The organism is Actinoplanes philippinensis (assembly GCF_900113015.1).
Taxonomy (GTDB): Bacteria; Actinomycetota; Actinomycetes; order Mycobacteriales; family Micromonosporaceae; genus Actinoplanes; species Actinoplanes philippinensis.
On sequence record NZ_FONV01000003.1, the window covers coordinates 412,556 to 438,762 of the forward strand.

General features: G+C 72.7%; 18 protein-coding genes and 2 pseudogenes. 16 read left to right on the forward strand and 4 right to left on the reverse strand.

Annotated elements, in window-relative coordinates:
- Positions 1 to 20: 20 nt before the first annotated feature.
- From BM290_RS08755 to BM290_RS08775, 5 genes and pseudogenes are all read left to right on the forward strand, one after another.
- On the forward strand, positions 21 to 2,522 hold the full coding sequence (locus BM290_RS08755; protein WP_093611860.1) for an ATP-binding protein: 2,502 nt from the start codon (positions 21 to 23) through the stop codon (positions 2,520 to 2,522).
- 49 nt (positions 2,523 to 2,571) lie between these two features.
- Positions 2,572 to 3,111 (forward strand): carboxymuconolactone decarboxylase family protein, encoded by a 540-nt coding sequence (locus BM290_RS08760; RefSeq protein ID WP_093611862.1) that lies wholly within the window; start codon positions 2,572 to 2,574, stop codon positions 3,109 to 3,111.
- Positions 3,112 to 3,166: 55 nt separating this feature from the next.
- Positions 3,167 to 4,114 (forward strand): annotated as a pseudogene (locus BM290_RS08765) (ATP-binding cassette domain-containing protein); the annotation flags it as partial.
- Positions 4,115 to 4,359: 245 nt separating this feature from the next.
- Positions 4,360 to 5,145 (forward strand): ABC transporter permease, encoded by a 786-nt coding sequence (locus BM290_RS08770; protein WP_093611866.1) that lies wholly within the window; start codon positions 4,360 to 4,362, stop codon positions 5,143 to 5,145.
- 551 nt (positions 5,146 to 5,696) lie between these two features.
- Positions 5,697 to 6,107 (forward strand): peptidase associated/transthyretin-like domain-containing protein, encoded by a 411-nt coding sequence (locus tag BM290_RS08775; protein WP_143133670.1) that lies wholly within the window; start codon positions 5,697 to 5,699, stop codon positions 6,105 to 6,107.
- A gap of 165 nt (positions 6,108 to 6,272) precedes the next feature.
- Here BM290_RS08775 and BM290_RS08780 read toward each other — a convergent pair whose 3' ends face one another.
- Both BM290_RS08780 and BM290_RS08785 read right to left on the reverse strand, forming a co-directional pair.
- The gene (locus BM290_RS08780) at positions 6,273 to 6,914 is read right to left on the reverse strand and encodes a response regulator transcription factor (RefSeq protein WP_093611870.1); all 642 of its coding nucleotides are present in this window, start codon (positions 6,912 to 6,914) and stop codon (positions 6,273 to 6,275) included.
- On the reverse strand, positions 6,911 to 8,149 hold the full coding sequence (locus BM290_RS08785) for a sensor histidine kinase (RefSeq protein ID WP_093612444.1): 1,239 nt from the start codon (positions 8,147 to 8,149) through the stop codon (positions 6,911 to 6,913). Before BM290_RS08785 ends, BM290_RS08780 begins: the two co-directional genes overlap by 4 nt.
- A gap of 110 nt (positions 8,150 to 8,259) precedes the next feature.
- Between BM290_RS08785 and BM290_RS08790 the strand changes: the two genes are divergently transcribed.
- Together BM290_RS08790 and BM290_RS51035 are read left to right on the forward strand one after the other, a co-directional pair.
- Positions 8,260 to 9,015, forward strand: coding sequence for an ABC transporter ATP-binding protein (locus tag BM290_RS08790; RefSeq protein WP_093611872.1), 756 nt, complete (start codon positions 8,260 to 8,262; stop codon positions 9,013 to 9,015).
- An 893-nt stretch (positions 9,016 to 9,908) separates the two neighbouring features.
- Positions 9,909 to 11,393: pseudogene (locus BM290_RS51035) on the forward strand (ABC transporter permease); the annotation flags it as partial.
- Positions 11,394 to 11,675: 282 nt separating this feature from the next.
- Here BM290_RS51035 and BM290_RS08800 read toward each other — a convergent pair.
- Positions 11,676 to 12,917 (reverse strand): EAL and HDOD domain-containing protein, encoded by a 1,242-nt coding sequence (locus BM290_RS08800; protein ID WP_239143226.1) that lies wholly within the window; start codon positions 12,915 to 12,917, stop codon positions 11,676 to 11,678.
- A 153-nt stretch (positions 12,918 to 13,070) separates the two neighbouring features.
- Here BM290_RS08800 and BM290_RS08805 point away from each other — a divergent pair, with 153 nt between their 5' ends.
- The 8 genes from BM290_RS08805 to BM290_RS08840 all read left to right on the forward strand — a co-directional run bounded on the left by BM290_RS08805 (position 13,071) and on the right by BM290_RS08840 (position 23,548).
- Positions 13,071 to 14,618, forward strand: coding sequence for a long-chain-fatty-acid--CoA ligase (locus BM290_RS08805; RefSeq protein ID WP_093611878.1), 1,548 nt, complete (start codon positions 13,071 to 13,073; stop codon positions 14,616 to 14,618).
- Positions 14,619 to 14,755: 137 nt separating this feature from the next.
- Complete coding sequence (locus BM290_RS08810) at positions 14,756 to 16,033, forward strand: hypothetical protein (RefSeq protein ID WP_239143225.1); 1,278 nt, start codon at positions 14,756 to 14,758, stop codon at positions 16,031 to 16,033.
- Positions 16,030 to 16,965 carry a glutamate ABC transporter substrate-binding protein gene (locus BM290_RS08815; protein WP_239143224.1) on the forward strand — a complete coding sequence of 312 codons (936 nt, stop codon included), beginning with the start codon at positions 16,030 to 16,032 and terminating at the stop codon, positions 16,963 to 16,965. The genes BM290_RS08810 and BM290_RS08815 overlap by 4 nt, the downstream gene beginning before the upstream one ends.
- Complete coding sequence (locus BM290_RS08820) at positions 16,962 to 18,164, forward strand: hypothetical protein (RefSeq protein ID WP_093611884.1); 1,203 nt, start codon at positions 16,962 to 16,964, stop codon at positions 18,162 to 18,164. Before BM290_RS08815 ends, BM290_RS08820 begins: the two co-directional genes overlap by 4 nt.
- On the forward strand, positions 18,161 to 20,476 hold the full coding sequence (locus BM290_RS08825; protein WP_093611886.1) for a serine/threonine-protein kinase: 2,316 nt from the start codon (positions 18,161 to 18,163) through the stop codon (positions 20,474 to 20,476). The genes BM290_RS08820 and BM290_RS08825 overlap by 4 nt, the downstream gene beginning before the upstream one ends.
- A gap of 19 nt (positions 20,477 to 20,495) precedes the next feature.
- Positions 20,496 to 21,614 carry a PP2C family protein-serine/threonine phosphatase gene (locus BM290_RS08830; protein WP_093611888.1) on the forward strand — a complete coding sequence of 373 codons (1,119 nt, stop codon included), beginning with the start codon at positions 20,496 to 20,498 and terminating at the stop codon, positions 21,612 to 21,614.
- A gap of 12 nt (positions 21,615 to 21,626) precedes the next feature.
- On the forward strand, positions 21,627 to 22,892 hold the full coding sequence (locus tag BM290_RS08835) for a vWA domain-containing protein (protein ID WP_093611890.1): 1,266 nt from the start codon (positions 21,627 to 21,629) through the stop codon (positions 22,890 to 22,892).
- A 2-nt stretch (positions 22,893 to 22,894) separates the two neighbouring features.
- Complete coding sequence (locus BM290_RS08840; protein ID WP_239143229.1) at positions 22,895 to 23,548, forward strand: double zinc ribbon and FHA domain-containing protein; 654 nt, start codon at positions 22,895 to 22,897, stop codon at positions 23,546 to 23,548.
- 17 nt (positions 23,549 to 23,565) lie between these two features.
- On the opposite strand, the gene BM290_RS08845 is transcribed toward BM290_RS08840, so the two are convergent.
- Complete coding sequence (locus tag BM290_RS08845) at positions 23,566 to 24,351, reverse strand: inositol monophosphatase family protein (protein WP_239143223.1); 786 nt, start codon at positions 24,349 to 24,351, stop codon at positions 23,566 to 23,568.
- 127 nt (positions 24,352 to 24,478) lie between these two features.
- Here BM290_RS08845 and BM290_RS08850 point away from each other — a divergent pair, with 127 nt between their 5' ends.
- On the forward strand, positions 24,479 to 26,203 hold the full coding sequence (locus tag BM290_RS08850) for an AMP-dependent synthetase/ligase (RefSeq protein WP_239143222.1): 1,725 nt from the start codon (positions 24,479 to 24,481) through the stop codon (positions 26,201 to 26,203).
- Positions 26,204 to 26,207 lie beyond the last annotated feature (4 nt).

Below are 26,207 nucleotides of genomic sequence, written 5' to 3' on the forward strand. Positions count from 1 at the left end.
GGCGTCGTACGATTCCGGCGATGGAGCTGTGGGAACGGGGCGATGCGCTGGCACAGCTGGACGAGCTGGTGCGGGAGAGCCGTCGTTCCGGGCGGGTGGCGCTCGTCGCCGGGGAAGCCGGGATCGGGAAGTCCACCCTGGTCGCCGCGTTCACGCGGCGTTGCGGGCCACGGGCGCGGGTGCTGCAGGGTGTGTGCGATCCGCTGGTGACTCCGCGTGCGCTGGGACCGGTGCACGACATCGGGCGGCAGGTCGGCGGCCGGCTGGCCGAACGGCTGGGTGCGGGCGCGGATCGGGGCGAGGTGCTGGCCGCCCTGCTCGACGAGTTGTCGGGGCCCCGCGCACGGCCGCTACCGGTCGTGATCGTCGAGGATGCGCACTGGGCCGATGAGGCGACGACGGACCTGCTGGTGTTCCTGTCGCGGCGGATCGGGCGGCTCGCGGCCATGCTCGTCGTGACGTTCCGCGATGACGAGGTGGGGCCGGAGCATCCGCTGCGGGTCGCGCTGGCGGCCATGCCACGGGAGGTGGTGCGCCGGATTCCGCTGCCGCCGCTGTCCGAGGCGTGTGTCGCCGAGCAGGCGGCTCACCTCGGCCGGGATGCCGCGGAACTGTTCCACCTCACCGGCGGCAATCCGCTCCTGGTGACGGAGCTGCTCGCCGCGACCCCGACGACGGCCGAGGCGTCCCGGGCCGGAACCCCTCCGGAGAGCGGGACCGAGGTGGGGCAGCGGAGCCCGGCAGCCGTTCAGGATCTGGTGCTCGCCCGGCTGCGGGGGCTGCCGGAACCGGCCCGGGCGCTGGCCCGCCTCGTCGCGGTGATCCCGACACGGGCCGAGGCCGCGATTCTCGGCGGGCGGCTGCGGGAGGTGCAGCAGTGTCTGGACTCGGGGGTGCTGACCCGGTCGGGGGACGGTGTCGCGTACCGGCATGAGCTTCTGCGCCGGGTCGTCGAGGAGTCGCTGTCGCCGGTGGCCCGGGTCGCGCTGCACCGGGAGGCGCTCGACCTGCTGGAACGTGCCGGTGACGTCGATCCGGCCCGGCTGGCCCATCATGCGCGGCCGGCCGGTGACAGGGCGGCGGTGCTGCGGCACGGCACTGCGGCGGCGGTGCGGGCCGCCGGGCAGGGCGCCCACCGCGAGGCCGCGGCCCATTACCGGGCGATGCTTGCGTACGTGTCCGGGCTGCCTCCCGCGGAGGGTGCGAAACTGCTGGAGGCGTACGCCGTACAGGCGTATCTGTCCGGTGTCGCCGCGGAGGGCCTGCCCGCCTGCCGTGACGCGCTGCGGGTGTGGCGTGGTCTCGGCGACCGGGAGCGGACCGGTGACTGCCTGCGGTGGATCTCCCGGCTGGCGTGGTGGAGCGGCCGCGGCGCGGAGGCCCGGGAGGCGGCGGCCGAGGCGGTGGCGGTGCTGGAGCCGGGACCGCCGGGCCGGCCGCTGGCGATGGCGTACAGCAACCGGTCGCAACTGCACATGCTGGCGTACGAGCCGGACGCCGCGGTGGAGTGGGGTGAGCGGGCCCGGAAGCTGGCGGCCGACCTCGGCGACACCGAGACGGAGCTGCACGCACGTGTCAACATGGCCAGCGCCCGCATGCTGTCGGGCGACCACGCCGCCGCCGGGCAGTTGCGTCACCTGCATCGCGAGGCGTCGGCGGCCGGCCTGACCGATCACGCCGCCCGCGCCCTGGTGAACCTGGCGTCCGCGCTGATCGAGCAGTCCACCACCACCGATGCGCCGGCCGCTGTGGAGGAGGCTCTCGGCTACGCCGTCGAGCACGATCTGGAAGGGTACGTCCAGTATCTGCTGGGTCTGCGGGCGATGATCCGGTTCGCAGCGTGGGACTGGGCGGGCGCCCTGACCGACGCCGAAGCCTCGCTCAGCCGGCCCAGCCGGGGCGGGGTCGCGGTGCTTCCGGCGCTGGTGGTGCGGGCCCGGATCCGGTCGGCGCGGGGTGACGACAGGGCCCTGGCCGACCTGGACACGGCGGCCGCGCACGCCTACGGCCTGGCCGAGCTGCAGTGGACGGCCCCGGTGGCGGCGGCCCGCTCGGAGTACTTCCGGCTGGCCGGGGACCGGGAGCGGGCGACGGCGGAGGCACTTCCGGTGTACGAGGAGGCGGTCGCTCGTGGGCACCGGTGGTTCGCCGCGGAACTGGATCGTCACCTCCGGCTGGCGGGGGACGCGCTGGTCTCCGTACCACCTGAGGTGTTGACCGCTCTTGATCGGGTTGAGGCTGTCCGGGCGGCGGCCTGGTTGCGGGCGGAACTGCGCCGGCAGGGGGTGACCGGGGTGCCGCGGGGGCCGCGCCCGGCGACCGCGGCCGACGAGGCGGGTCTGACGGCCCGGCAGGCGCAGGTGCTGGCGCTGCTCGCCGACGGGTTGTCGAATGCGGACATCGCGGCCCGGCTGACGCTGTCGGTGAAGACCGTCGAGCACCATGTCTCGGCCGTTCTCGCCAAACTCGGCGTGACCAGTCGCGGTCAGGCGGCGGCCGCGGCCCGACGACGCCCAAGTTAGGGGATTTCCCCCACGAGCGAGGGCCGGATCGCCGGTACGGTCGGCGCCCATGACGCTGCTGCAGACTCCGGAATCCTCGCCGCTCTACGACGCCGACCGGGAGCGGATGGGGTATGTCGCGAACTATTCGCGGGTGTTCGCGCTGGCCCCCGACGTGCAGGCGGGCTGGGCCGCTCTGTCGAAGTCGCTCCGGTCGGCCATGGATCCGCGCCGGTACCAGCTGGTGACGCTGGCCGCGGCCCGGCGGATCGGCTCACGGTACTGCTCGTTCGCGTTCGCCACCGCGTTGCGGGAGACATTCCTCGACGACGCCGGCCTGCTCGACGCGGTCACCGGCCGGTCCCGGCTGGCGGCCGTCGACGTGGCGGTCATGGAGTTCGCGGAGATCGTGGCCGGCGATCCGGCAGCCGTGACACCGGCCGACGTGGACCGGCTGCGGGAGCACGGCCTGTCCGAGACCGACATCTTCCACGTGATCGCGGCGGTCGCCGCCCGGCGGTTCTTCACCACCGTCCTCGCGGCGACCGGGACGACGCCGGACGACGTCTACGACGCGCTGGATCCGGAGCTGCGGAGGGCGCTGCCGTAGCCCGCCGTCAGCGCGCGGTGCGCGGCTCGTCAGCGGACACCGCCAGCCTGGGCGCATGACATCCACGATCGTGGCCCGCGGGCTGCGCAAACGGTATCGGGGCGGGCGGGGGACGACCGCTCTCGACGGGTTCGACCTGGAGGTTCCGGCCGGCATCGTCCACGGGCTGCTGGGGCCCAACGGGGCCGGGAAGACCACCGCCGTACGGGTCCTGTCGACCCTGCTCGGCTTCGACGCCGGCCGGGCGGAGGTGGCCGGCGCCGACGTGGCCCGGCAACCCGGCCTGGTCCGCGAGCGGATCGCCCTGACCGGCCAGTACGCGGCCGTCGACGAGTTGCTCAGCGGCCGGCAGAACCTGATCCTCTTCGGCCGGCTGCACCACCTGGGGCGTCGCGAGGCCCACCGGCGCGCCGACGAGTTGCTCGAACGGTTCGGGCTCACCGACGCCGCCGCCCGGTCCGCGAAGGATTACTCCGGCGGCATGCGGCGACGCCTCGACCTGGCGGCCGGCCTCCTGCGGCGGCCCCGGGTGCTGTTCCTCGACGAGCCGACCACCGGCCTCGACCCGCGCAGCCGCAACGAGGTGTGGGCCGCCGTCCGCGGCCTGGTCGCCGACGGGACCACGGTCCTGCTGACCACCCAGTACCTGGAGGAGGCCGACCAGCTGGCCGGCCTGATCTCGGTCGTCGACGCCGGCCGGGTCGTCGCCGAAGGCACCCCGGACCAGCTCAAGTCGGCACTCGGCGCCGACCGCCTGGAGGTCGTCGTCCGCGACGCCGCCCGCCTCACCGACGCGGCAGCGATCCTGGCCCGCATCACGGCTGCCGAACCGGTCGTCGACATCGACCGGCGGGGGTTGCGCGTACCCCTCCGGAACAACCGGGTGGAGACGCTGGCCGCAACCATCCGGGCCTTGCAGGAGGCCGGGATAACCGTCGCCGACATCGGCCTGCACCGGCCCACCCTCGACGAGGCCTTCCTCCAGCTGACCGCCCACCATCCCACCTCACCCTCCACAGCCGAAGCCGCTGCGGCCGCGTCTTCACCCACCGCCGCCGCCTCGCCCTCACTTACCGCCGCCGCCGCGTCTTCGCCCACCACCGCCGCCTCGCCCTCGCTTACCGCCGCCGCCGCCCCGCCCTCACCCACCGCTTCCGCCTCGCCCTCGCCCACCGCCGCCGGGTCTTCGCCCACCGCTTCCGCCTCGCCTTCGGTCGGGGCTCCCGTCTCGTCCTCGGAGGTGGGGGCATGAGGGCGGCACTCGCGGATGGCCGGGTGATGGCCGGGCGCTACCTGCGGCATGTGGTGCGGGCACCCGAGGAGATCGTCATCTATTTCAGCCTGCCGATCATGTTCGTGCTGGTGTTCGGATACGTGTTCGGCAGCGGCATGTCGGTGCCCGGCGGCGGCGGATACCGTGAGTTCCTGATCCCGGGCGTCTTCGTGATGACCATGCTGTACGGCATCGGCGCGACCGCCACCGGCATCGCCGTCGACGTGGGCCGCGGAGTGCTGGACCGGTTCCGTTCGATGCCGATGGCGAGATCCGCCCTGATCACCGGCCGGGTCACCGCCGACCTGGCCCGGGCCCTGCTGGAGACCGCGGTCCTGATGGTGTGCGGGCTGCTCGTCGGCTGGCGCTGGCACCAGGGCATCGGCACCGTACTGACCGCGATCGCCCTGCTCCTGCTGCTGCGCCTGGCCCTGAGCTGCGTCGGCGTGGCCCTGGGCCTGGCCACCCCGAACCCGGACACGGTCTCGATGATCGTCTTCCCGCTGGCGTTCCCGCTCAGCGCCGTCTCGAACGTCTTCGTAGCCCCCGAACTGATGCCCGGCTGGCTCGGTGCCGTCTCCGAGTGGAACCCGATCTCCGCAACCACCACAGCTCTGCGCGACCTGTTCGGCAACCCGGGCCTGGGCTCCGACTCCTGGCCGGCCGAACACGCGTTGCTGCTGGCCGTCGCCTGGCCGATCGCCCTGATCGCCGTCTTCGGCCCACTCTCGGTCCGCCTCTATCGCAGGCTGGGCCAGTGACCTCCGCGGTAGGAGCGGGGCCTGCAGACGCCGTTGCGGCCACCCCGCCATGGAATCGCCGGTGGCGCGGCGGGCGGCATGACGAGCGCCTGGGTTAACGCGCTGCAGGTGGGCGGGCGCGGCAACGCCCCGCCCACCCGCAGCGTTTCCGGGACACTCGGGTGGAAGCGTCCCGGGTGGGACCGCACTCCGGCCAGGCGGTCCGATCGACCACGCTCAGGGCGGCGAGCGTGGTCACGCCTTGCCAGGCAGTGTGCGCGTCTCGTGTTACGGAACGCCACCCCTGCCACAGCGGACAAATACCTCAAAAACCCACGAGATAGGCATTTCTCCTGCGAAGATCAACTCGTTGACGTGATCTACAGCGGGGGTTTGCCGTGCGCAACGAGGAGAGCCGGAGCACGCCGGTCATCAGCAGGCCGGTGCCGCGACCGGCCACCAGAGGGCCCCAACCGGCCCGCCTCGCTCTCGCCGAACCGGGCCGAACCGGCACCCTCCCCCTGGAACTCGTCCGCCGCGACATCGCCGGCGATCGCCCCGGCGTCCCGCTGATGCTGCGAATTCGTGTCCTCGACGCTTTCGACGCCACCCCCGTCGCCTCGGCCGTGGTGGACCTCCGCCACCGCGAACCCACCGGTGACGGCGAACTCCGCGGCGCCCAGGTCACCGACTCCGAAGGCTACGCCGAGTTCCGCACCGTCCACCCCGGCCGCGAACCAGGTCAGCCCGTCCACATCACCACCTCGGTCCATGTAGGCGGTTACCTGGCAGGCGGCCGAACCGTGACCTACTCCGGCTCCCTCTACATCCCGGAACAGATCGCAGGCCAGGTGGTCGCGGGCCTGCCTCCCGCGGAAGACCCCGAGCCCACCACCGGCGGTCCTCTCCACGTGGTCCCGCGGGACCGTTTCGACCTGGCCGCCGGCCTCTTGGCCACCGTCACGGTAACCGTCGGCAACTGACTCATCTCCCCCGCTCTCACGCCTTCACCACGCCAGCCTCAAGCAACCGGCCCATTTCTCGTCAGCGCCGACAGTCCGTCCCGTTTCCGATCAACTCCGTCCCGTTTCCGATCAACGTCGAAAGGCGCTCCACCCCCTCATTTCCGCGCCGGCCTGCCCCGGTGATCATCCGCGCAGGTAGGCCAGCACGGCACGAACCCTGCGATGGTCGTCGCTGTCGGGTGGGAGGTCGAGTTTGGCCAGCAGGCTGTTGATGTGTTTGGAGACCATCGCTTCGGTGACGACCAGTTCCCGCGCGATGCCAGGGTTCGAACGGCCCTCGGCCATCAGCGCCAGAACCTCGCGCTCCCGGCTCGTGAGCCGATGCAGCGGGTCGCGACGGCGGCCCAGCAACTGGCGAACCACCTCCGGGTCGACCACGGTCCGGCCGGCCGCCACGTCCTCGATCGCCTTCACGAACTCGGTGACCTCCCCGATGCGGTCCTTCAACAGGTAGCCGACGCCCGCCCCGTCATCGGAGTCGATCAGCTCAGCCGCGTAGGTCTGCTCGACATACTGACTGAGCACCAGGACCGGCAGCTTCGGGTCGGCCGTGCGCATCTCGATCGCCGCCTGCAAGCCCTCGTCGCTGAACCCGGGTGGCATCCGCACGTCGGTGACGACCACGTCCGGCCGGTGCTCGGCGACCGCCTCCCGCAGGGCGACGGCATCCCCGACAGCGGCGACCACCTCGTGACCGAACCGGCGCAGCATGCCGGCCACCCCCTCCCGGACGATCACGCCGTCCTCCGCGATGACCACCCTCATGCGACCGCCTCCGGAATCGGGATCTCCACGCGCAGCAGCGTAGGGCCACCGGCTGGGCTGGACAGGTTCACCGAGCCGTCGAGGACCGCCACCCGATCGGCGAGTCCCATCAGGCCGGAGCCGTTCGCCGGGTCGGCTCCGCCACGGCCGTCGTCACGGACCTGCACGATCAGCCGCTCGCCCGTCAGGTAGGCCTCGACGCCCGCCCGCTCGGCCCCGGCGTGCTTGGCGACGTTGGTGAGCGCCTCGGACACCACGAAGTAGGCGGTCACCTCGACGGCTGACGGCAGCCGCCCGGGCAGCCGCAGGTCGAGGTCGACGGGCAGCGGCGCGACGGAGGCGGCCTCCCCCACGGCCGCGGCCAGGCCACGGTCGGTCAGGATCTTCGGATGAACGCCCCGGATGAGCTCCCGTAGGTCGGTGAGCGCCTGTTTGGCCAACTGGTGAGCGGCCGCGAGCGGCTCGGCGCCGGGCGCACCGGCCGGGACCTCGAGACGCGCCATGCCGAGCTGCATGCTGAGCGCCACGAGCCGCTGCTGGGCGCCGTCGTGCAGGTCACGCTCGATGCGCCGGCGCTCCACCTCGAAGGCGTCGACGAGCCGCGCCCGGGACCGGGTCAGCTCGCGCAGGCGGGCGTCGTCGGGCGGGGTCAGCATGGCGCGGGCCATCGCGGCGCGGGCTCCGGCCCAGGCGATCACCGGATAGGCCAGGATGGGACCCAGCAGCAACCCGGCGAAGACAGCCGGCAAGGTGGAGGACAGCGGCTCGTCAGCGATGCTCCACGGCGCGCCGATCGAGATCGCCAGGGTGTAGGCGACACCGACGAGGACGAGCAGATCCATCCAGCTCAGCATCGCCGCCGCGAGCGCCGCATAGAACAGCTCCCGCCAGGTCGCCTCCTCCCGCAGCCGCAGGGTGACCCACGCGCGGAGGCCGGCCCGCGGCGGCGGAACATGCGGGTCGGGCAGCTCGTCACGGTCGACCAGCCGGAGCCGCCGCCGCTCGACGCGGGCCACCACGATGCCGGACAGCAGACACCCCACGTAACCGGCGACGCCGACCAGCACCGCGGCCAGCAGCGTGCCGACGACGAGCATGGCGACGACCGTCACGATGGTGGCGACGCCGAGCAGGGAGCCGCTCGCCAGGTAGGCGAGGGAGCGCCATGGCCAGGACGAACGCAACAGCGCGACCGGCCGCAGGGTGAGCGCCTCGAGCGCGTTGCGGGGTTGCATGTCCGGCACGCTACCGGCCGTACGCGCCGGTGTCGGTAGTGCTGGGTTTACCTTCGAATGTGGACTCCGCGTGACTGTGCCGGGCTCGCCGGAACGGTTTTCTGGTCGGCATGACGGATCACGGCACACCAGCTGTCGAGCTACGGGCAGCGACGAGGACGTATGGCACCGGCGAGCGCGCGGTCACCGCGCTGGACCGGGTGGACGCCCGGTTCGAGCCCGGCACCTTCACCGCGGTCATGGGCCCCTCCGGGTCCGGCAAGTCCACGCTGCTGCACTGCGCGGCCGGGCTCGACAGGCTGTCCGGCGGCGAGGTCGTCATCGACGGCGTCCCTGTCGGGAACCTGAGCGAGCGGGCGCTGACCCGCCTTCGCCGCAGTCGTGTCGGTTTCGTGTTCCAGGCGTTCAATCTGGTGCCGGCGTTGACCGCGGCGCAGAACGTGGCGTTGCCGCTGCGCCTGGCCGGTCGCCGTCCCGAGCCGGGCGCGGTGACGGCGATGCTGGCCGAGGTGGGTCTGGCCGGCCGCGAGCGCCACCGGCCGTCGGAGCTGTCCGGTGGCCAGCAGCAGCGGGTGGCGATCGCCCGTGCCCTGGTGTCCCGGCCGGCGGTGCTGTTCGCCGACGAGCCGACCGGCGCGCTGGACGCGGCGTCCGGCGCCGCGGTCCTGCGGCTGCTCCGTGCGGCGGTGGACCATCACCGTCAGACCATCGTCATGGTCACCCACGATCCGCTGGCCGCGGCCACCGCCGACCGGGTGCTCTTCCTGGCCGACGGCCGGGTGTTCGACGAGCTGCCCGGAGGCGCCGGCGCCGAGCGGATCGCCCTGCGCATCGCCCACGCACAGCACACGGTGGTGGCCCGATGACCGCGGCGTGGGCAATGGTCAGGCATCGATTCGCGAGTTTCGCCGGCACGTTCGTGGCGGTGTTCCTGGGAGTGGCCGTCGTCGCCGGGTCGGCGGCGCTCCACCTGAGTTCCCGGCCACAGGCCCCGGCCCGCTACGACGAGGCCCCGGTGCTGATCACGCCACCCGATCCGGGCACCGGCGACGACCGGGACCGCCAGTCCTGGACAGCGGAGCAGGCGGCCGCTCTGTCCACGCGTCTCGGCGAGCTGGAGGGTGTGACGGCGGCCGTCCCCGATCCGTGGTTCTACGTGCAGCGAGTTGAGGGCGGCCGTCCAGTGGGCGACCCCCAGACCGCCCTGCAGGACGGTCATGCGTGGTCGTCCGCCACCCTCGGCAGCTACCGGCTCACCGGCGGCCGTGCTCCCTCCGCCCCGGGTGAGGTCGTCCTCGGCACCGCGTCCCCAGCCGGCACCCCGCCCTCGCAGACCACGGCCGGCGGCACCCGGGCGTGGACTCCGGGCGGGGAACCGAAGACGGGCAACACGACAGGGCCTACCAGCGAATCCCCGGCCAGGCGGACCACCTTTGGTCAGCAGGCCGGGCCGGGTCGGGCGACTGCTTCGGGGACGGTGGAGGTGCTCACTTCGGCCGGGCCGGAGGAGTGGCGGGTCACGGGCACCGTCGACGGGCCCGGGTTCTACGTATCGGATCGGGAGGCGGCGAGACGTGCCTCCGGTGTGCGGGTGCTCGGTCTGACCGTGACCGGAGATCCTCAGCGGGTGGCCGACGCGGCCCGCGCCGTGGTCGGGGCGGCGGGAGTGGTGCGGTCCGGTGCGGAGCGGGACGCGCTGGAGCCGAATGCCGTCACGCGGATTCGGTGGATCGGCGCGCAGCTGCTGATCGCGCTGGTGATGCTGGGCGCGTTCGCGACCGTGTTCGTGGTGTCGTCGACGTGTGCGCTGAGCGCGGCTCAGCGGCGGCGCGAGTTGGGGCTGCTGCGCGCGGTCGGGGCGACGCCGGGGCAGGTCCGGCGGATGATGTATGGCGAGACGGCCCTGATCGCCCTGGTCGCCGGGCTGCTCGGGGCTCCGGCCGGCATGGTGGCCGCTCCGTTGCTGGCCGATCCGATGGTCAGGACCGGCCTGGAGCCCGCCGGTTTCACCGTGACGTGGCAGCCCGCGGCGTTCGCTGGGGCGGTGGTGCTGGGCCTGTTCGTGGCGCTGGCCGGGGTGACCGCCGCCGCGCGCCGGGCCAGCCGTATCTCGCCGCTGGACGCGCTCCGTGAGGCTGCTGCCGATCCGCGGTCGATGACCCCTGCCCGCTGGGTGGTGGGGCTGCTCTGCGGAGCAGCCGGCGCGGCGCTGCTGGCAGCGATGCCGTCACTGCCGCTGGAGACCCGCAGCAGCGCCGGGCTGGGCGCCGCGATGCTGCTGTTGTCCTCGGCCGCTCTGCTGTCGCCGGTGCTGATCGTGCCGCTGGTGCGGGTGGTGGCCCGGCCGTGGCGGAGCACCGCTACCGGGATGCTGGTCCGGGAGGGCACGCTGACCGGTGTTCGCCGGGTCGCGTCGACAGCGGCGCCGGTGCTGGCGACCGTCGGGCTGACGGTCTTGCTCGCCGGCACGGTCGCGACGATCGAGGTGGCCACCGGCATCGACGAGACGGCCCGGTATCCGGCGGGCAACGTGCTGGTGCCGGACGGCACGCCCGGGCTGTCGGCGGCCGCGGTCACCGCTCAGGGCGCCGAACCGGAGCTCACCACCCGGGTCCTGATCAGCCGCGGCGACCGGACGTCGGGCATGTCGGTGACCGGCCGCGGTGACGCCCTCATTCTGGACCGGATCAGCGCGGCACAACTGGGTGCGAGGGGCGGAGACACGGTCACGATCCGGTTCGCTGACGGGGTGGAGGCGAAGCTCCAGGTCGCCGGTGTGGAGGACGAGTCGAGTGTTCCGCGGTCTCTGGTCCGGCAGCATGATCCGGATGCTCTGACCGGCATGCTCGTGCTGACGAAGGAGGCGGTGGCGGTTCCGGGGGCTCGCAGTGTGCCGATCCACGAGTTCGTCATGGCGGAGATCGACGAGGAGGGGCAGTTGATCGACCTGTTCCTGCTGGCGCTGATCGGGCTCACGGCGGGATACACCGCCATCGCGGTCGGGAACACGCTGCTGATGGCCACCGCTGCCCGGCGGAGTGAGTTCCGGGCGCTGCGGCTCGCCGGAGCCGGGACCGGTCAGGTGCTGCGAGTGGTCACCGTGGAGGCGCTGCTCACGGTGGGAGTCGGCGCGATCCTCGGCGGGCTGGTCGCCGTCGTCTCACTGGCCGGCGTGCGGGCCGCCGTCGAGGACGAGATCGGCCGCGACATAACGCTCGTCGTTCCATGGGGCGCGACCGCGGCGGTCACCGTGTTGTGCGCGGGCCTCGCCGTGATCGCCACCGCGTTCCCCGTCCTCAAAACCGCACCCGCCAACTCGTGAGCCGTTCGACCTCGACGAGCCTGGGATCGACGGCATGTGACCGCGGTGGCTGAGGCCGGGGACAGGTCGACGTGGATAGACCCGACGCGGGCCGCCCGAAGCGAGGACCCGCAACGGGCAAGGATGGACAGCCCAGACGCGGGGCCTCCGGGCGTCGGCGGCGCTTGGCGGTCCGGGGCGAGGAGACCGGAACGGGCGGGGCGGTCAGACCAGGCGGGGGGCTGCCGGGCCTCGGCGGCGCTTGGCCGCTGGGGTTGGGGAGAAGCGGTGGGCGGCGGTGAGGGTTCGGGTGGACCAGCGCATCGCGTCCAGGGACAGGCCGGCCAGGTCGTCGGAGCCCCACTCGCCGTCCTCGTAGGCGCGGACGGCCCGCAGCACCTCGCCGAGGCGGCCCGTGCCGACGGTCACGGCGTCGGACACCTCGGTGGTGAGGGGCAGCTGTTCGGCCATGGCGGCGGTGGTCGTGCCCATCAAGCCGGCCATGCCGGTGACCAGGCCGGCCACGAAGGCCGCGCCCGGGTCGGCGCGGAAACGCGGGGCCAGGCTCTCGCACAGGCGGGCCTGGGCGAGCGCGGTGAGCAGCTGCTCCTCGGGGGCCTCGGCCACGTCGTCGACGACCATCAGGGTGGCCCACCGGCGGATCCGGTTGAGGCCGACCAGCATCACGGCCTGCCGGACCGACGAGATGCGGCTGACCACGCCGGCCGCGACCGAGTTGCTGACCCGCAGCACACGGAGGGCGAGAGCCGGGTCGCTGACGATGATCGAGGTGATCTTCTCGAGGGGGACGTCGGGGGACATGAGGGCGGCGACGAGTTCGAGCCGGCGCAGCCGGGACGGCGACAGGCTGGGGGTGCTGAGGACCTGGGGGCGGCTCAGCGCGTACCCCTGCCGCAACTCCATGCGGTAGCGGTCGGCGATGGCGACCTGTTCCTCGGTCTCCAGACGTTCGGCGACCAGCTCCAGGCCGGGGTATTCGCGGCAGGCCGCGACGATCTCGTCGAGGCGGCTCAGGTCGCCGTCGAGGAGGTCGAGTTTGACGTAGGACGCGAGACCGAGGAGCTGTTCGTGGCCGGAGCCCCAGACGAAGTCGTCGAGGGCGATCTTGTATCCGGCTTCGGAGAGGGCGGTGAGCCCGGCGATCACTTCGTCGTCGACGTAGACCGTCTCCAGCACCTCGAGCACCACCTGTTCGGGGCCGAACGGCAACGGGAGCCGCCCGGTCACGAACTCGCGGGTGAGGTTGATGAAGCACGGCCGGTTGCCGGCCACTTCGGCGATGCCGAACTCGGTGAACGCGTTCACCATGACGGCGCTGGTGGCGTATGTGTCCTGCCGCCCTGACGCGACGTCGTCCATACGGCCACGGAACAGCAGTTCGTAAGCCACGACGACGCCCTGGACGTCGAAGATCGGCTGACGCCCCACGTGTACCGCATCCAACACCGGGATTCCCACGCCGGTGCATTCGGCAGGCAAACAGCCGACCTAATGAAAGAGGGAAGGAAACAAAGACGAAACGGAGCCTTCCACCGGCGCGGGCGCGCATGTTGGGATGAGTCAGCCGTCATGAACCCCCGGTGAGAAGGATGTCACCCCATGCTCAACCTCTCCGTTCTCCTGGAGGACAGCGCCCGCAACCACCCGGAGCGCGCCGCCGTCGTGCTGGGCGCGCAGCGCCTGACGTACGCGCAGGTGAACGCCGCGGCGAACCAGGTGGCCGGGCTGCTGCGCTCGCGGGGCGTGCAGCCGGGTGACAAGGTGGCCCTGACCTGCCCGAACCTGCCGTACTTCCCGATCGTCTACTACGGCATCCTGAAGGCCGGCGCGGTCGTGGTGCCGCTGAACGTGCTGCTCAAGGGCCGTGAGATCGCGTATCACCTGCGGGATTCGGGCGCCCGGGCGTACTTCTGTTTCCAGGGCACGCCGGAGCTGCCGATGGGCGCCGAGGGGTTCGCCGGCTTCAACGACGTCGAGGCGGTCGAGCATTTCTTCCTGATCACCGCGGATCCGGCGGCGGCGTCGCCGATCGAGGGCGCGGAGACGCTGGGCGCGGGCCTCGCGGGGCAGCCGCCGGTGTTCGAGACGGTGCAGCGGGCCGAGACCGACGCCGCGGTGATCCTCTACACGAGCGGGACGACCGGCCAGGCCAAGGGCGCCGAGCTGTCGCACTCGAACCTGGTGCTGAACGCGCTGACCTGCAACCGGCTGTTCGGCACGCAGCCGGCCACCGACACGCATCTGCTGGTGCTGCCGCTGTTCCACTCGTTCGGCTCGACGGTGAACATGAACGCCGGTTTCTCGACGGCGTCGACGCTGGTGCTGCTGCCCCGTTTCGACCCGGACGCCGCTGTCGCGCTGCTGCAGAGCGAGAACGTGACCTTCTTCGCGGGTGTGCCGACGATGTACTGGGGTCTGCTCAACGCCCTGAAGGAGAGCGTGGACGTCGAGCGGATCGCGGCGAACATGCGCATCGCGGTCTCCGGCGGGTCGAGTTTGCCGGTGGAGATCATCAAGGCGGTCAAGGAGAGGTTCGGGGTCACCATCCTGGAGGGGTACGGGCTGTCCGAGACGTCCCCGGTGGCCACCTTCAGCGCTCCGGGCAGCGAGCCGCGTCCCGGGTCGATCGGCATCCCGATCTGGGGTGTCGAGGTGAAGCTGATCGACGGCGACTGGAACAGCATCGACAAGCCGGACGAGATCGGTGAGATCGCGATCCGTGGCCACAACATCTTCCGTGGCTACATCGGCCGGCCGGAGGCGACCGCCGAGGTGATGCGGGACGGCTGGTTCCGTACCGGTGATCTGGCCCGTCGTGACTCCGACGGCTGGTACTACATCGTCGACCGCGCCAAGGACATGATCATCCGGGGTGGCTTCAACGTCTACCCGCGGGAGATCGAGGAGGTCCTGCTGATGCACGAGGCGGTGTCGCTGAGCGCGGTGATCGGCGTCCCGCACGAGCAGCACGGCGAGGAGATCAAGGCGTTCGTGATCCTGAAGCCGGGCGCCACGGTCACCGAGGAGGAACTCGTGGCGTGGAGCCGGGAGCAGATGGCCGCCTACAAGTACCCTCGGATCGTCAAGATCGTCGAGTCTCTGCCCATGACGGCGACGGGCAAATTGCTCAAGCGCGAACTGAGTTGAGAAACCGGTGAACGAGGCGCCCGGCGGACGGTCCGCGGGGCGCCTCTTGCCGACGAGGGGCTTGCGCTCATGACGCACAGTGGACGTGCGATCCCATAGCGCAGACAGGCAGTTGGAACGGGGAGAGGCGACCCAGCGTGACAGCAGTTCAGGCGCCCCCACGCGCGGCGTTGACCCGCCTCGCCGGGCTGCGGCACACCTCGCCCGGCCGCCTTCAGCTGCTGCTCGCCGTCCTGCTCGTGCTCACCGCCCTGACCGGCCTGGTCACCGGCCTGACCGCGGCCTCGGCCGCCACCGGCACCGGTGATCTGCGGGATCGGGCCCAGCCGCTGCTCGCCGAGGCGGAGACGGTCTGGTCGTCGCTCGCCGACGCCGACGCCACCGCCGCGCAGGCGTTCATCACCGGCGGCCTGGAGCCGCCGAAGCTGACCGACCGCTACAACGAGAAGCTGGCCGATGCCGCGGCCGCCCTGACCTCGGCCGCCCGCCGGGTGCCGGAGGGCAGTGCGGGCGCCGAGGCGATCCGGTCGATCACGACCGGTCTCAGCGACTACACGGCGCTGGTCGCGACCGCCCGGGCGCTGAACCGGCAGGGCAAGCCGGTCGGCGCGTCCTACCTGTCGACCGCCTCGCAGCTCAACCGGGACACGTTACAGCCGCAGGCGCAGGCGCTGTTCCAGCAGGCGCAGCGGGAGGCGTCGGACGGCTACGCGGGGGCGCGCAGCTCCTGGTGGCTGATGCTGCTGCTGGTGCTGCTCATCGTGCTGGGTGTGGCGCTGATCGCGACGCAGGCGCATCTGAGCCGTACCACCCATCGCACGTTCAACGTGCCGCTGCTGACCGCCTCGGCGCTGACGGTGCTGCTGGCGGTGGTCTGTGCCGGGGTCTTCGCGCACCAGCGGGCCCGGCTGGACGGCGCGGACCGGGACGGTTCGGCCCCGGCCGAGGCGCTGGCCGAGAACCGGAACCTGGTGCTGCGGGAGCGGGCCGACGAGGCGCTCACCCTGGCCGCCCGGGCCGGGCGCGGCAAGCTGGAGGACGACTTCACGACGCTGCGGCAGCGGTTCTCGGTGACCGGGCCGGAGTTCGACGAGGTGGCCGGTCTGATGGCGAAGGCCGGCACCCAGCACGACGCCTACCTGGCGGTGCACGACGAGATCCGCCGGCTGGACGACAACGGCGACTACGAGGGCGCGGTACGCAAGGCGGTCAGCGAGGAGACCGCGGCGACGTTCGACGCGGTGACCAGGACCCTGAGCGACGCGCTGACCGATCGGCGGGCGGCGTTCGACGACCAGATCCGCTCGGCGGGCCGCGGGCTCGGCGTGCTGACGATCCTCGGCCCGCTGCTGGCGCTGGCGATCGGCGTGTGCGCGGCGCTGGGACTGCGAGCCCGGCTGGAGGAGTACCGGTGACCCGTACCCCCGTTGCCCTTGCCCTGTCGGTGATGCTCGCCGTGACCGGGCTGACCGCCTGCACCACCGCGGAGCCGCCGGCGAAGCCGCAGGTCAGCGTCGCGCCGTCGGCAAGCTCCGCGCCCGCGCCGGCGTCCCGGCCGTGCGACGACCCGCGGGCCAGCCTCCGGCCCGCGGCGGGACTGCAGATCTCGCCGGCCAGCTACATGCAGAAGATCAAGGAGCGGGGCCGGCTGATCGTCGGCACCAACCAGGGCACCGTGCTGTTCAGCTCGCGGGACCCGTTCACCGGCCGGATCGAGGGTTTCGACATCGACGTGGCACGGGAGGTCGCGCGGGCGATCTTCGGTGACCCGGACCGCCTGGAGCTGCGGATCGTCCCCAACGCCGAGCGGATGGACAAGGTCGAGGGCGGCACCGTCGACATGGTGGTCAGCACCATGACGGTCAACTGCGCCCGCCGGGAGCGGGTCGACTTCTCCACCGTCTACTACGAGGCCGGGCAGCGGCTGCTGGTCGGCAAGGACTCGCCGGTGCAGCGGATCGAGGACCTGGGCGACCGGCTGGTCTGCTCGGTCGCCGGCTCGACCTCGCTGGACAATCTGACGAAGGTGAGTCCGCCACCGAAGCTGGTCGTGCGGCCCGACTACGGTGCGTGCCTGGTCGCCTTCCAGCTGGGTGAGGCGGAGGCGGTCTCCACCGACGACACCATCCTCGCCGGGATGGCCGCGCAGGACCCGTACGCCAAGGTGGTCGGCCCGAGGTTCACCGAGGAGCCGTACGCGATCGCGATCGCCAAGACGCATCCGGAGTTCACCCAGTACGTCAACGCGGTGCTGGAGCGGATGCGCGCCGACGGCACCTGGGCGAAGATCTACAGCCGCTGGCTCGGTGGCAGCGCCCCGGCACCCCCCGCGGCACGGTACCGATGACGACGATGCACGCCGCCGAGACCGAGCTGGCGCGCCTGGAGAAGGCGGTCGCCGCGATCGCCGCGAACCTGGTCGAGCTGGACCAGAACCCGGACCGCCAGGAGCTGGGCCGGATCAAGCTGACCGGCCGGACCGCCACCGCCTGGGCCGACGCCGGTGACGCCCTGGCCCGGCTCTGGCAGGGACATCGCCAGCTGGGCGAGGTGATCGACCGGGCGCGGGCGCTGCGCTCGCAGCGCCGGATGAGCGACGCCGACCGGGCCGCCTTCCAGCAGGAGGTGCTGGGCAGCTCGATCACCCTCTCGACAGCGACGGTGCCGCTGGCGCAGCGCGGGCTCCTCGGCTCCGGCCAGGTGATCTCCACGTGCACGCCGGCGGAGCTGCTGGCCGCGATGGAGGCGGCGTTCGCGACCGCGGTCGCTGTCGTCACCAGCGCCGGCGAGGCGTGGCGGCGGGCGACGCCGGCCGCCGCCGAGGCCGCCGACGCGCTGCTGCACGTGCGGGACCTGACCCGGCAGACCGCGGGCGGGCTGGCCGCCGAGACCGATCGGCTGCTCGACGAGGCGGACCGGCTGCTGGGCGATCTCACCGGGACGCTGCTGTCGGATCCGCTCGGCGCGGACGTCTCCGGCCTGGAGCGGGTGCGGGCGCTGATCGCGCGGGCGGACGCGGAGCGGACCTCCGCGGCCGAGCTGCGGGCCTCGCTGTCGCAGCGGCTGCGCGACGCCCGGACCGTCGTCGCCGAGATCGAGGCGGCACAGACGTCCGCGGACGCGGCCCGCGAGGCGGTCGACGGGCGTTTCCCCCCAGACAAGATCATCGTGGTACGGGGTGCCGATCCCCGCCCCGAGCTGGCCGCGATCGACGCGCTGGCCGCCGCCGGGCACTGGGCGCTGATCAGCCCGCGCCTGTCGGCGTGGAACCGGCAGGCCAGGGAGCGGCTGGCGGCGCTGCGGTCGGCCCAGGCCCACCACACCGGGCTGCTCGCCGAGCGCAACGAGCTGCGCGGCCGCCTGGACGCCTTCCGGGCCAAGGCGCTGAGCCGGGGCCTCGACGAGGATCCGCAGCTCAGCCCGCTCGCCCAGACCGCACGTGACGTCCTGCACCAGGCGCCCTGTGATCTCGCCGCGGCACGGGCCGCCGTCGAGAGATACCAGGACGCGCTCTCCGCCACCATCGCCGCCCGGGAGGCCCGATGACCTGCCAGCGCCCCAACTGTTCCGGCACGATCGAGGACGGCTACTGCGACACCTGTGGCCTGGCCCCGGCCGCCGCACCGGCAGCCACGCCCGCCGCCGCGCCCGTGCCGGTCGCGGCCACGCCCGTCTCCGGCGGATGTGCCCGGGCCGGCTGCGACGGGACGATCGAGGACGGGTACTGCGACACGTGCGGGCTGGCCCCGGTCGCCGGCACGCCCGCCCCGGCGCCCACGCCCCGGCAGGGCACCGCCGCCTCCTCCCGCAGCAGCAGCGCGCTGTCCACCCGTACCCGGGGAAGTGGCCGGACGTCGTCGAGCTCCCGCACCGGGGCGTCGGCCCGGCGCTTCGGCGGCGGCCTGGTGGAAATCGCGCCGATCCGCACCGCGGATCCGGCGACCGCGGTGATGGCCGTCGCCGAGGTGCCGGAGTCGAAGCGGTACTGCGCCAAGTGCGGCAAGCCGGTCGGCCGGGCCCGCGGCGACCGCCCGGCCCGCTCGTCCGGCTTCTGCGCCAACTGCGGCGAGGCGTTCAACTTCACCCCGAAACTGGTCAAGGGCGACCTGGTGGCCGGGCAGTACGAGGTGGTCGGCCCGCTCGCGCACGGCGGCCTGGGCTGGGTCTACCTGGCCGTGGACAAGAACGTGTCGGACCGCTGGGTGGTGCTCAAGGGCCTGCTCAACTCCGGTGACGAGGACGCCCTGGCCGCCGCGGTGGCCGAGCGGCGGTTCCTGGCCGAGGTCGAGCACCCGAACATCGTCAAGATCTACAACTTCGTCGAGCACGACGGCGCCGGTTACATCGTGATGGAGTATGTCGGCGGCAAGTCGCTCAAGGACCTGCTCAAGGAGCGCCGCGGGGCCGGGGCGGCCGACCCGCTGCCGGTCGACCAGGCGCTCGCCTACGTCCTGGAGATCATGCCCGCCTTCGGCTACCTGCACGAGCGGGGCCTGATCTTCTGCGACTTCAAGCCGGACAACGTGATCCAGTCCGGCGACCAGATGCGGCTGATCGACCTGGGCGGCGTGGTGCACGTCGACGACCAGGACGCGGCGATCTACGGCACGGTCGGATACCAAGCGCCGGAGATGGCCACCGACGGGCCGTCACCGCAGTCCGACCTCTACACCATCGGCCGTACGCTGGCCGTGCTCACCACCGACTTCCGCGGTTACCAGAGCACGTTCGCGCACAGCCTGCCGGATCGTGGCGAGTTCGAGGTCTACCAGAAGCACGAGAGCTTCTACCGGCTGCTGCGGCAGGCCACGCACACCGACCCGGACCAGCGGTTCGCCGACGCCGCCGAGATGGCCGAGCAGATGCTGGGCGTGCTGCGCCAGGTGCTGGCCGCCGACGGCACCCCGCGGCCGGCGATCTCCCGGTTCTTCACCGGCGAGCTGCGCACCGATCTGCGTGACGACCGGCCGCGCCGGCAGGACCTGCCGACCCCGCTCGTCGACCTGAGCGACCCGGCGGCCGGCATGATCGCCTCGATCACCGCGGCCGACCCGAAGACGGTGCTGGCCCAGCTCGACGCCGCCCCGCAGGACTCGGCCGAGGTGGGGCTGCGGCGGATGCGGGCGCACATCGACCAGGGCGACGCCGAGGCCGCGGCCCGGGTCCGCGACGCGATGGAGCCGGACTGGCGGGTGGACTGGTACGACGGTCTGCTCGCGCTCGCCACCGAGGACTGGGCGCGTGCCCGGCAGCGGTTCGACGCGGTGTGGTCGGCGCTGCCCGGCGAGCTGGCCCCGCAGCTGGCGCTCGGGGTCACCGCCGAGCTGGCCGGCGACCCGGCCACCGCGTGCGGATACTACGACGTGGTCAGCCGCACCGATCCGGCGTACACGACGGCAGCGGCCGGGCTGGCGCGCTGCCGGATGGAGAGCGGGGACCGGGCCGGGGCGGTCGAGGCGTACAACCGGGTGCCGGGCACGTCGTCGGCGTACCCGATCTCGCAGATCGGCGCGATCCGGGCACTGGTCCGGTCGCACCGGGCCGCGGTCGTCGACGTGGACTCGCTGACCACCGCGGCCGGGCTGATCTCGCGGCTCGAGGTGGAGGCGGCGCAACTGGCCACCCTCCGGGCCGAACTGCTCGAGCAGGTGCTGCGTACTCTCGGCGGCGGCGCCAAGATCGCCGGGGCCGACCTGGCCACGGTGATCGGCGGCGAACCGGCGGAACGGCAGCCGGAACGAGACGTGCGGTTCGCGCTGGAGTCGGCGTACCGGGAGATGGCCCGGGCGACGCACGGCACGGAGAAGATCCGCCTGGTGGACCTGGCGAACGCGGTACGCCCGCGGACGCGTACGTGAGAGGGGCGGAACCGCGCTCATGACCCTGACGACCGACTGTGCCTCCTGTGAGGACGAGCTGGCCTCCGGCGCTACCTACTGTGAGGTGTGCGGGCGTAGGCTCGCGGAACCGCCCGTTCCCGAGGCCGCGGCCGGCCCCGCGGCGCCGGCCCGCAAGGACTGCGCGCGGTGCGGGGCGGCGGGCTCCGTGGGCGACGACGGGTACTGCGAGGAGTGCGGCATGATGGCCGGCCGATCCCGCGATCATCTGGAGGCCGACGGCGGCCCGGCCGGCGCGGCGGTGAGCGACCGCGGGCGGCGGCACCACCGCAACGAGGACGCCATGTGGCTGGCGGTCGGCGAGGACGCCGCCGACGTGGTGGTCTGCGACGGCGTGTCGGCGTCGTTCGACCCGGACGCCGCCTCCGACATCGCCGTCCGCGCCGCCGGGGAGCTGCTGGCCGGCGCCCGGCACCCGGACGTCCCGTTCGTCACCGACGGCACGGACGAGACCGTCGACCTGGACAGCCTGGAGCGTCCGGCGGGCGCGGTCGGGCTGGCCGGCGCGGTCGCGCACGCCATCACCGGCGCCGCCGCCGCTGTCGCGTCGCTCGCGCACACCGGCGACCCGCGCCGCGCCGCCGCCAACCCGGCCTGCACGATCGTGGCGGCCGCGGTGCGCGGGCCGCACGTCGGCTACGGCTGGGTCGGCGACAGCCGGGTCTACTGGCTCGGCCCGCAGGGCCCGGCCGAGCAGCTCACCGAGGACGACTCGTGGGCCACCCACGTCATCGCGCTGGGCGCCGACCCGGTGTCGGCGATGAACGACCCGAAGGCCCACGCCATCACCGCCTGGCTGGGCGCCGACGCCGGGCCGGTCCGGCCGCGGGTGCGCTCGTTCACCGCGACCGAGCCGGGGCACCTGCTGCTGTGCAGTGACGGCCTGTGGAACTACCTGGTCGACCCGGCCGAGCTCGGCAATCTGGTACGGGAATGCCTCACCGCCGCGAACAGCCTGCTCGGAGCAGCGCGGGCGATGGTCGCGTACGCGAACGCGGCCGGCGGCGCCGACAACATCACGGTCGCGGTGATCCCGGTCCGCCCGGCGGCCACCGTGCCCGAGCCGGAGACCATCGACCTCGACACCACCAACGCGTAAGGAGTCCCGAGAGTGTCCTACACCGCCGAGGCCTTCCAGAACGAGTACCTCGCCCTGGGCGCGAGTGAAGTCAACGCGATCGTGACCGTCACGTCGAGCGGTGGCGAGGGCGGCCGCCGTACCGGTGGCGCGACCGAGATCATCATCGTCGACGCGTCCGGCTCGATGCAGGCCGAGGGCCGGATCGGCGCCGCCCGCCAGGCCGCCAAGGCCGCCGTCGAGTGCATCGACGACGGTGTCCACTTCGCCATCATCGCCGGCGTCAGCACCGCCCAGCAGCTCTTCCCGGAGCCGGGCCGGCTGGCGGTCGCGTCGCCGCAGACCCGGGCCGCGGCCGCCGTCGCCATCGACCGGCTGCAGGCCAACGGCGGCACCGCGATGGGCGCGTGGCTGCTGCTGGCCGCGCAGCTGTTCGCGCAGCGGCCGGGCGACATCAAGCACGCCATCCTGCTCACCGACGGCGACAACGGCGAGCGGTACGGATACCTGGACAGCGTGCTGGACCAGATCAAGGAGCAGTTCATCTGCGACTGCCGGGGCGTCGGCGCGAACTGGAAGGTCGCCGAGCTGCGCAAGATCGCCGACCGGATGCTCGGCACCGTGGACATCGTGGCCAAGCCGATGGAGCTGACCGCCTCCTTCCAGCAGATGATCACCGCGGCGATGGGCAAGACCTCCGCCGACGTGCAGCTGAAGGTGTGGACGCCGGTCAACGCCTCGGTCCGGTTCGTCAAGCAGGTGGAGCCGCAGGTCGCCGACCTGACCGGCAAGCGGGTCGAGGACGGTCCGCGGGCCGGCCGCTATCCGCTCGGCTCGTGGGGCCAGGAGAGCCGCGACTACCACATCTGTGTCGACGTGCCGGCCGGCGGCTCCGGCGACGAGATGCTGGCCGCCCGGGTGCACATCATGGAGGGTGACACCGAGCACGCCCGCGCCCTGGTCCGGGCAGTGTGGACGGACGACACCGCGCTGTCCACCCGGATCAACCGGCAGGTCGCCCACTACACCGGGCAGGCCGAGCTGGCCGACGCGATCCAGGCCGGCCTGGCCGCCCGCGAGGCCGGCGACGACCGGACCGCGACCATCAAGTTCGGCCGGGCCGCGCAGCTCGCGCACGCCAGCGGCAACAAGGCGACCGAGGAGCTGCTGGCCAAGGTGGTGGAGATCGAGGACCCGGTGACCGGTACGGTCCGGTTGCGCCGCAAGGTGGCGGCCGAGGACGAGATGGCGCTGGACACCCGCTCGACCAAGACCGTGCGGGTGGGTCGCGGCCAGTGACGATGTACACCTGCCCGAAGGGTCACGCCTCGGCCGAGGGTGACTTCTGCGACACGTGCGGGACACGCATCGACGGCGCCGCCCCGGCCGCGCCGCTGCTGTCGGTGCCGGTCACCGAGCAGCCGGCCGCCCCGGTCAAGGAGAAGTGCCCCAACTGCGGCTATCCGCGCAGCGGCCCGTTCCGGTTCTGCGAGGACTGCGGGTACGACCACAGCACCGGCCGGGTCCCGCAGATCGATCCGCCGCCGGTGGTGGCGCCCGCCGGCCCGTGGACGGCGACCGTCGCCGCCGATCCGGACTACTTCGCGCTCAACGACATCCAGGGTGTGGCGTTCCCGGCCGGGTCGATCCCGCAGACGATCCCGCTGGCCCCGCCGCAGGTGCGGATCGGCCGGCGCAGTGCGTCGAAGGGCACCACGCCGGAGATCGACCTGGGCGCGGCCCCGTCCGACCCGGGCGTGTCGCACAACCACGCGCTGCTCACCTTCAGCACCGACGGGACGTGGCTGGTGTCCGACGTCGGCTCCTCGAACGGCACCTGGATCAACGACGAGGAGCAGCCGCTCGGCACCGGCCAGTCGCGCACCCTCAAGGACGGCGACCAGGTGCACGTCGGCGCCTGGACCACCATCACCCTGCACGCCCCGACTGTTTGACCGAGCACGGCCAGGGTCTAACTCAGCACGGCCAGGGCGGCGTCGCCGAGCTCCGCGCTGCGGCTGTAGAGCGACGCCCCCGGGCCGGGGGTGGTGCGCCCGTCGAGGCCGCGGTAGTCGCCACCGGCCTCGGTGACGATCAGCGACGTGGCCGCGAAGTCCCAGATCTTGCCGCTGGTCTGCACCGCCACGTCCAGGTCGCCGCGGGCCACGAGCAGGCCGGGATGCAGGGACCAGGGCCGCTCGGCGGCGGCGTCGATGAGCGCGGCGACGTCGGCCCGGTCCCAGTCGGGGACGACACCGAGCCGGCTGATCGACAGGTCGGGCGCGCCCCCACCGGCGACCGCGATCTTCTGCTCGCCGGTGATCCGGCCGTCGTGGATCTCGGCCTGCCGGGCGCCTCCACCGCGTACCGCCCAGAAGATCCGGCCCTGGGCGGGCAGCGCCGCGACGCCGACGGTGATCTCGCCGCGCTCCTCGAGGGCGATCAGCACCAGCCAGCGGTCGTCGCCCTCGACGAACAGGTGGGTGCCGTCGATGGGGTCGATGATCCACCGGCGGCCGCCGTCGCCGGCGGTCTCGCCGTGCTCCTCGCCGAGGATCGTGTCGCCGGGGCGGGCGCCGGTCAGCACCTCCCGGATCCGGTCCTCGACGGCCCGGTCGGCGGCGGTCACCACGCTGCCGTCCTGCTTCACCTCCCGGGGCAGCCCGGCGAGCGCCGCGAAGTGCCGCAGGCCCTCGGCGGCGCCGGCGAGCGCGGCCTCCTGGGCGAGTTCCAGATCGTCAAGAATGTAGTCGGCCACGCGTCCATCCTGCCCGCGCCGCCGCGCAGGGGTTGTCAGGTGACCGATAAGTTCATGAGAAATAAGCCCCGAGCCGTCCGGCAGGCTGCGCCGGCCGGTCGAGGCCCCCTGCCACCGAGGAGTCCGCGTGACCGAGTGCGCCGCGCCCGCGGCCGAGGAAGCCCTGCTCACCGAGTTGCGGCGGGACAGTCCGCCGTCGTTCGGCGCGATGTTCCTGGCGCGCTCCGGCCGTACCCCCGAGGATGTCGCCTATCGGAGGCCGGACCCGGCGGCCGGCGACGGATCGTGGGCGCCGCAGACCTGGGCCGACACCGCGCAAGCGGTCCGAGAGATCGCCGCCGCTCTGATCACGCTGGGCCTGCGCCCGCAGGAGCGGGTCGCGATCGTCTCCGCCACCCGAGTCGAGTGGATCGAGGCGGACTTCGCGGTGATGTGCGCGGGCGGCGCCACCACCACTGTCTACCCGTCGTCGTCGCCGGACGAGGTCGAGCACATCCTCACCGACTCGGGCAGCCGGTTCGCGTTCGTCGAGAACGCGTCGCACCTGGCCAAGGTCGCCCCGCACGTGGAGCGGGTGATCAGCTTCGACGAGCTCGGCGAGTTGCGTGCCCGCGGCCGGGAGGCCCTCGCCGCCGACCCGGAACTGGTCGACCGGGTCACCGCGGCGGTCCGGCCGGACGATCTGGCGACGCTGATCTACACGTCCGGCACCACCGGAAAGCCGAAGGGGGTGCGGATCACCCACGGCGCCTGGGTCTACCAGGGGCTGGCGATCCAGGCGATGGGCATCGTCCGGCCCGACGACGTCGGCTACCTTTGGCTGCCGCTGTCCCACGCGTTCGGCAAGGCGCTGCTGGCGTGCCAGCTGTCGGTCGGTTTCGAGTTCGCCGTCGACGGCGACGTGAGCCGGATCGTGCAGCGGCTCACCGAGGTCCGGCCGACCATCATGCCGGCGGTGCCGCGGATCTTCGAGAAGGTGTACGCGGGGGTGACCGCGGCCGTCGGCGGCGGGCTCAAGGGCCGGCTGTTCCGCTGGGCGGTCCGGGCCGGGCACCGCAACCCGCTGGCCGACCTGCTGCTGGCGAAGGTACGGGCCCGGTTCGGCGGCCGGATGCGCTACTTCATCTCTGGCGCGTCGGCCCTCTCCCCCGACATCGCGGCCTGGTTCGGCGCCATCGGGCTGCCGGTCGCCGAGGGCTACGGCCTCACCGAGTCGTGCGCCACCACGATCTTCAATCGGCCGGACGACCCGGAGTACGGCACCGTGGGCCGCCCGTTGCCGGGCACCCGGGTGCGGATCGCCGAGGACGGCGAGATCCTGCTGAGCGGCCCCGGGCTGATGAGCGGCTACCACCACCGCGACTCCGGCGACGTGCTGGTCGACGGCTGGTTGCACACCGGCGACATCGGCGAGATCACCGCGCGCGGCTCGCTGCGGGTCACCGACCGCAAGAAGGACCTGATCAAGACCTCGAACGGCAAGTACGTGGCCCCGCAGCTGATCGAGGCCCGGTTCAAGGCGCTGTGCCCGCTCGCCGGCCACGTGATCGTGCACGGCGACAACCGCAAGTACGTCACGGCGCTGATCGACCTGGATCCCGACGAGGCGGCGAAACGGCCCGGCTCGGACGACTATCCGGCGTTCGTGCGGTCCCCGGAGATCGTCGAGGAGGTCTCCCGCGCGGTGGACGAGCTGAACGCCGGCCTCAACTCGTGGGAGACGATCAAGAAGTTCGTGATCCTCGACCACCACCTCGACGTGGAGAGCGGCATCCTCACCCCGTCGATGAAGATCCGCCGCCGCGCCGCCGAGGACCGTTACCGGTCGCAATTGGACGGTCTCTATCAGTAGGGTG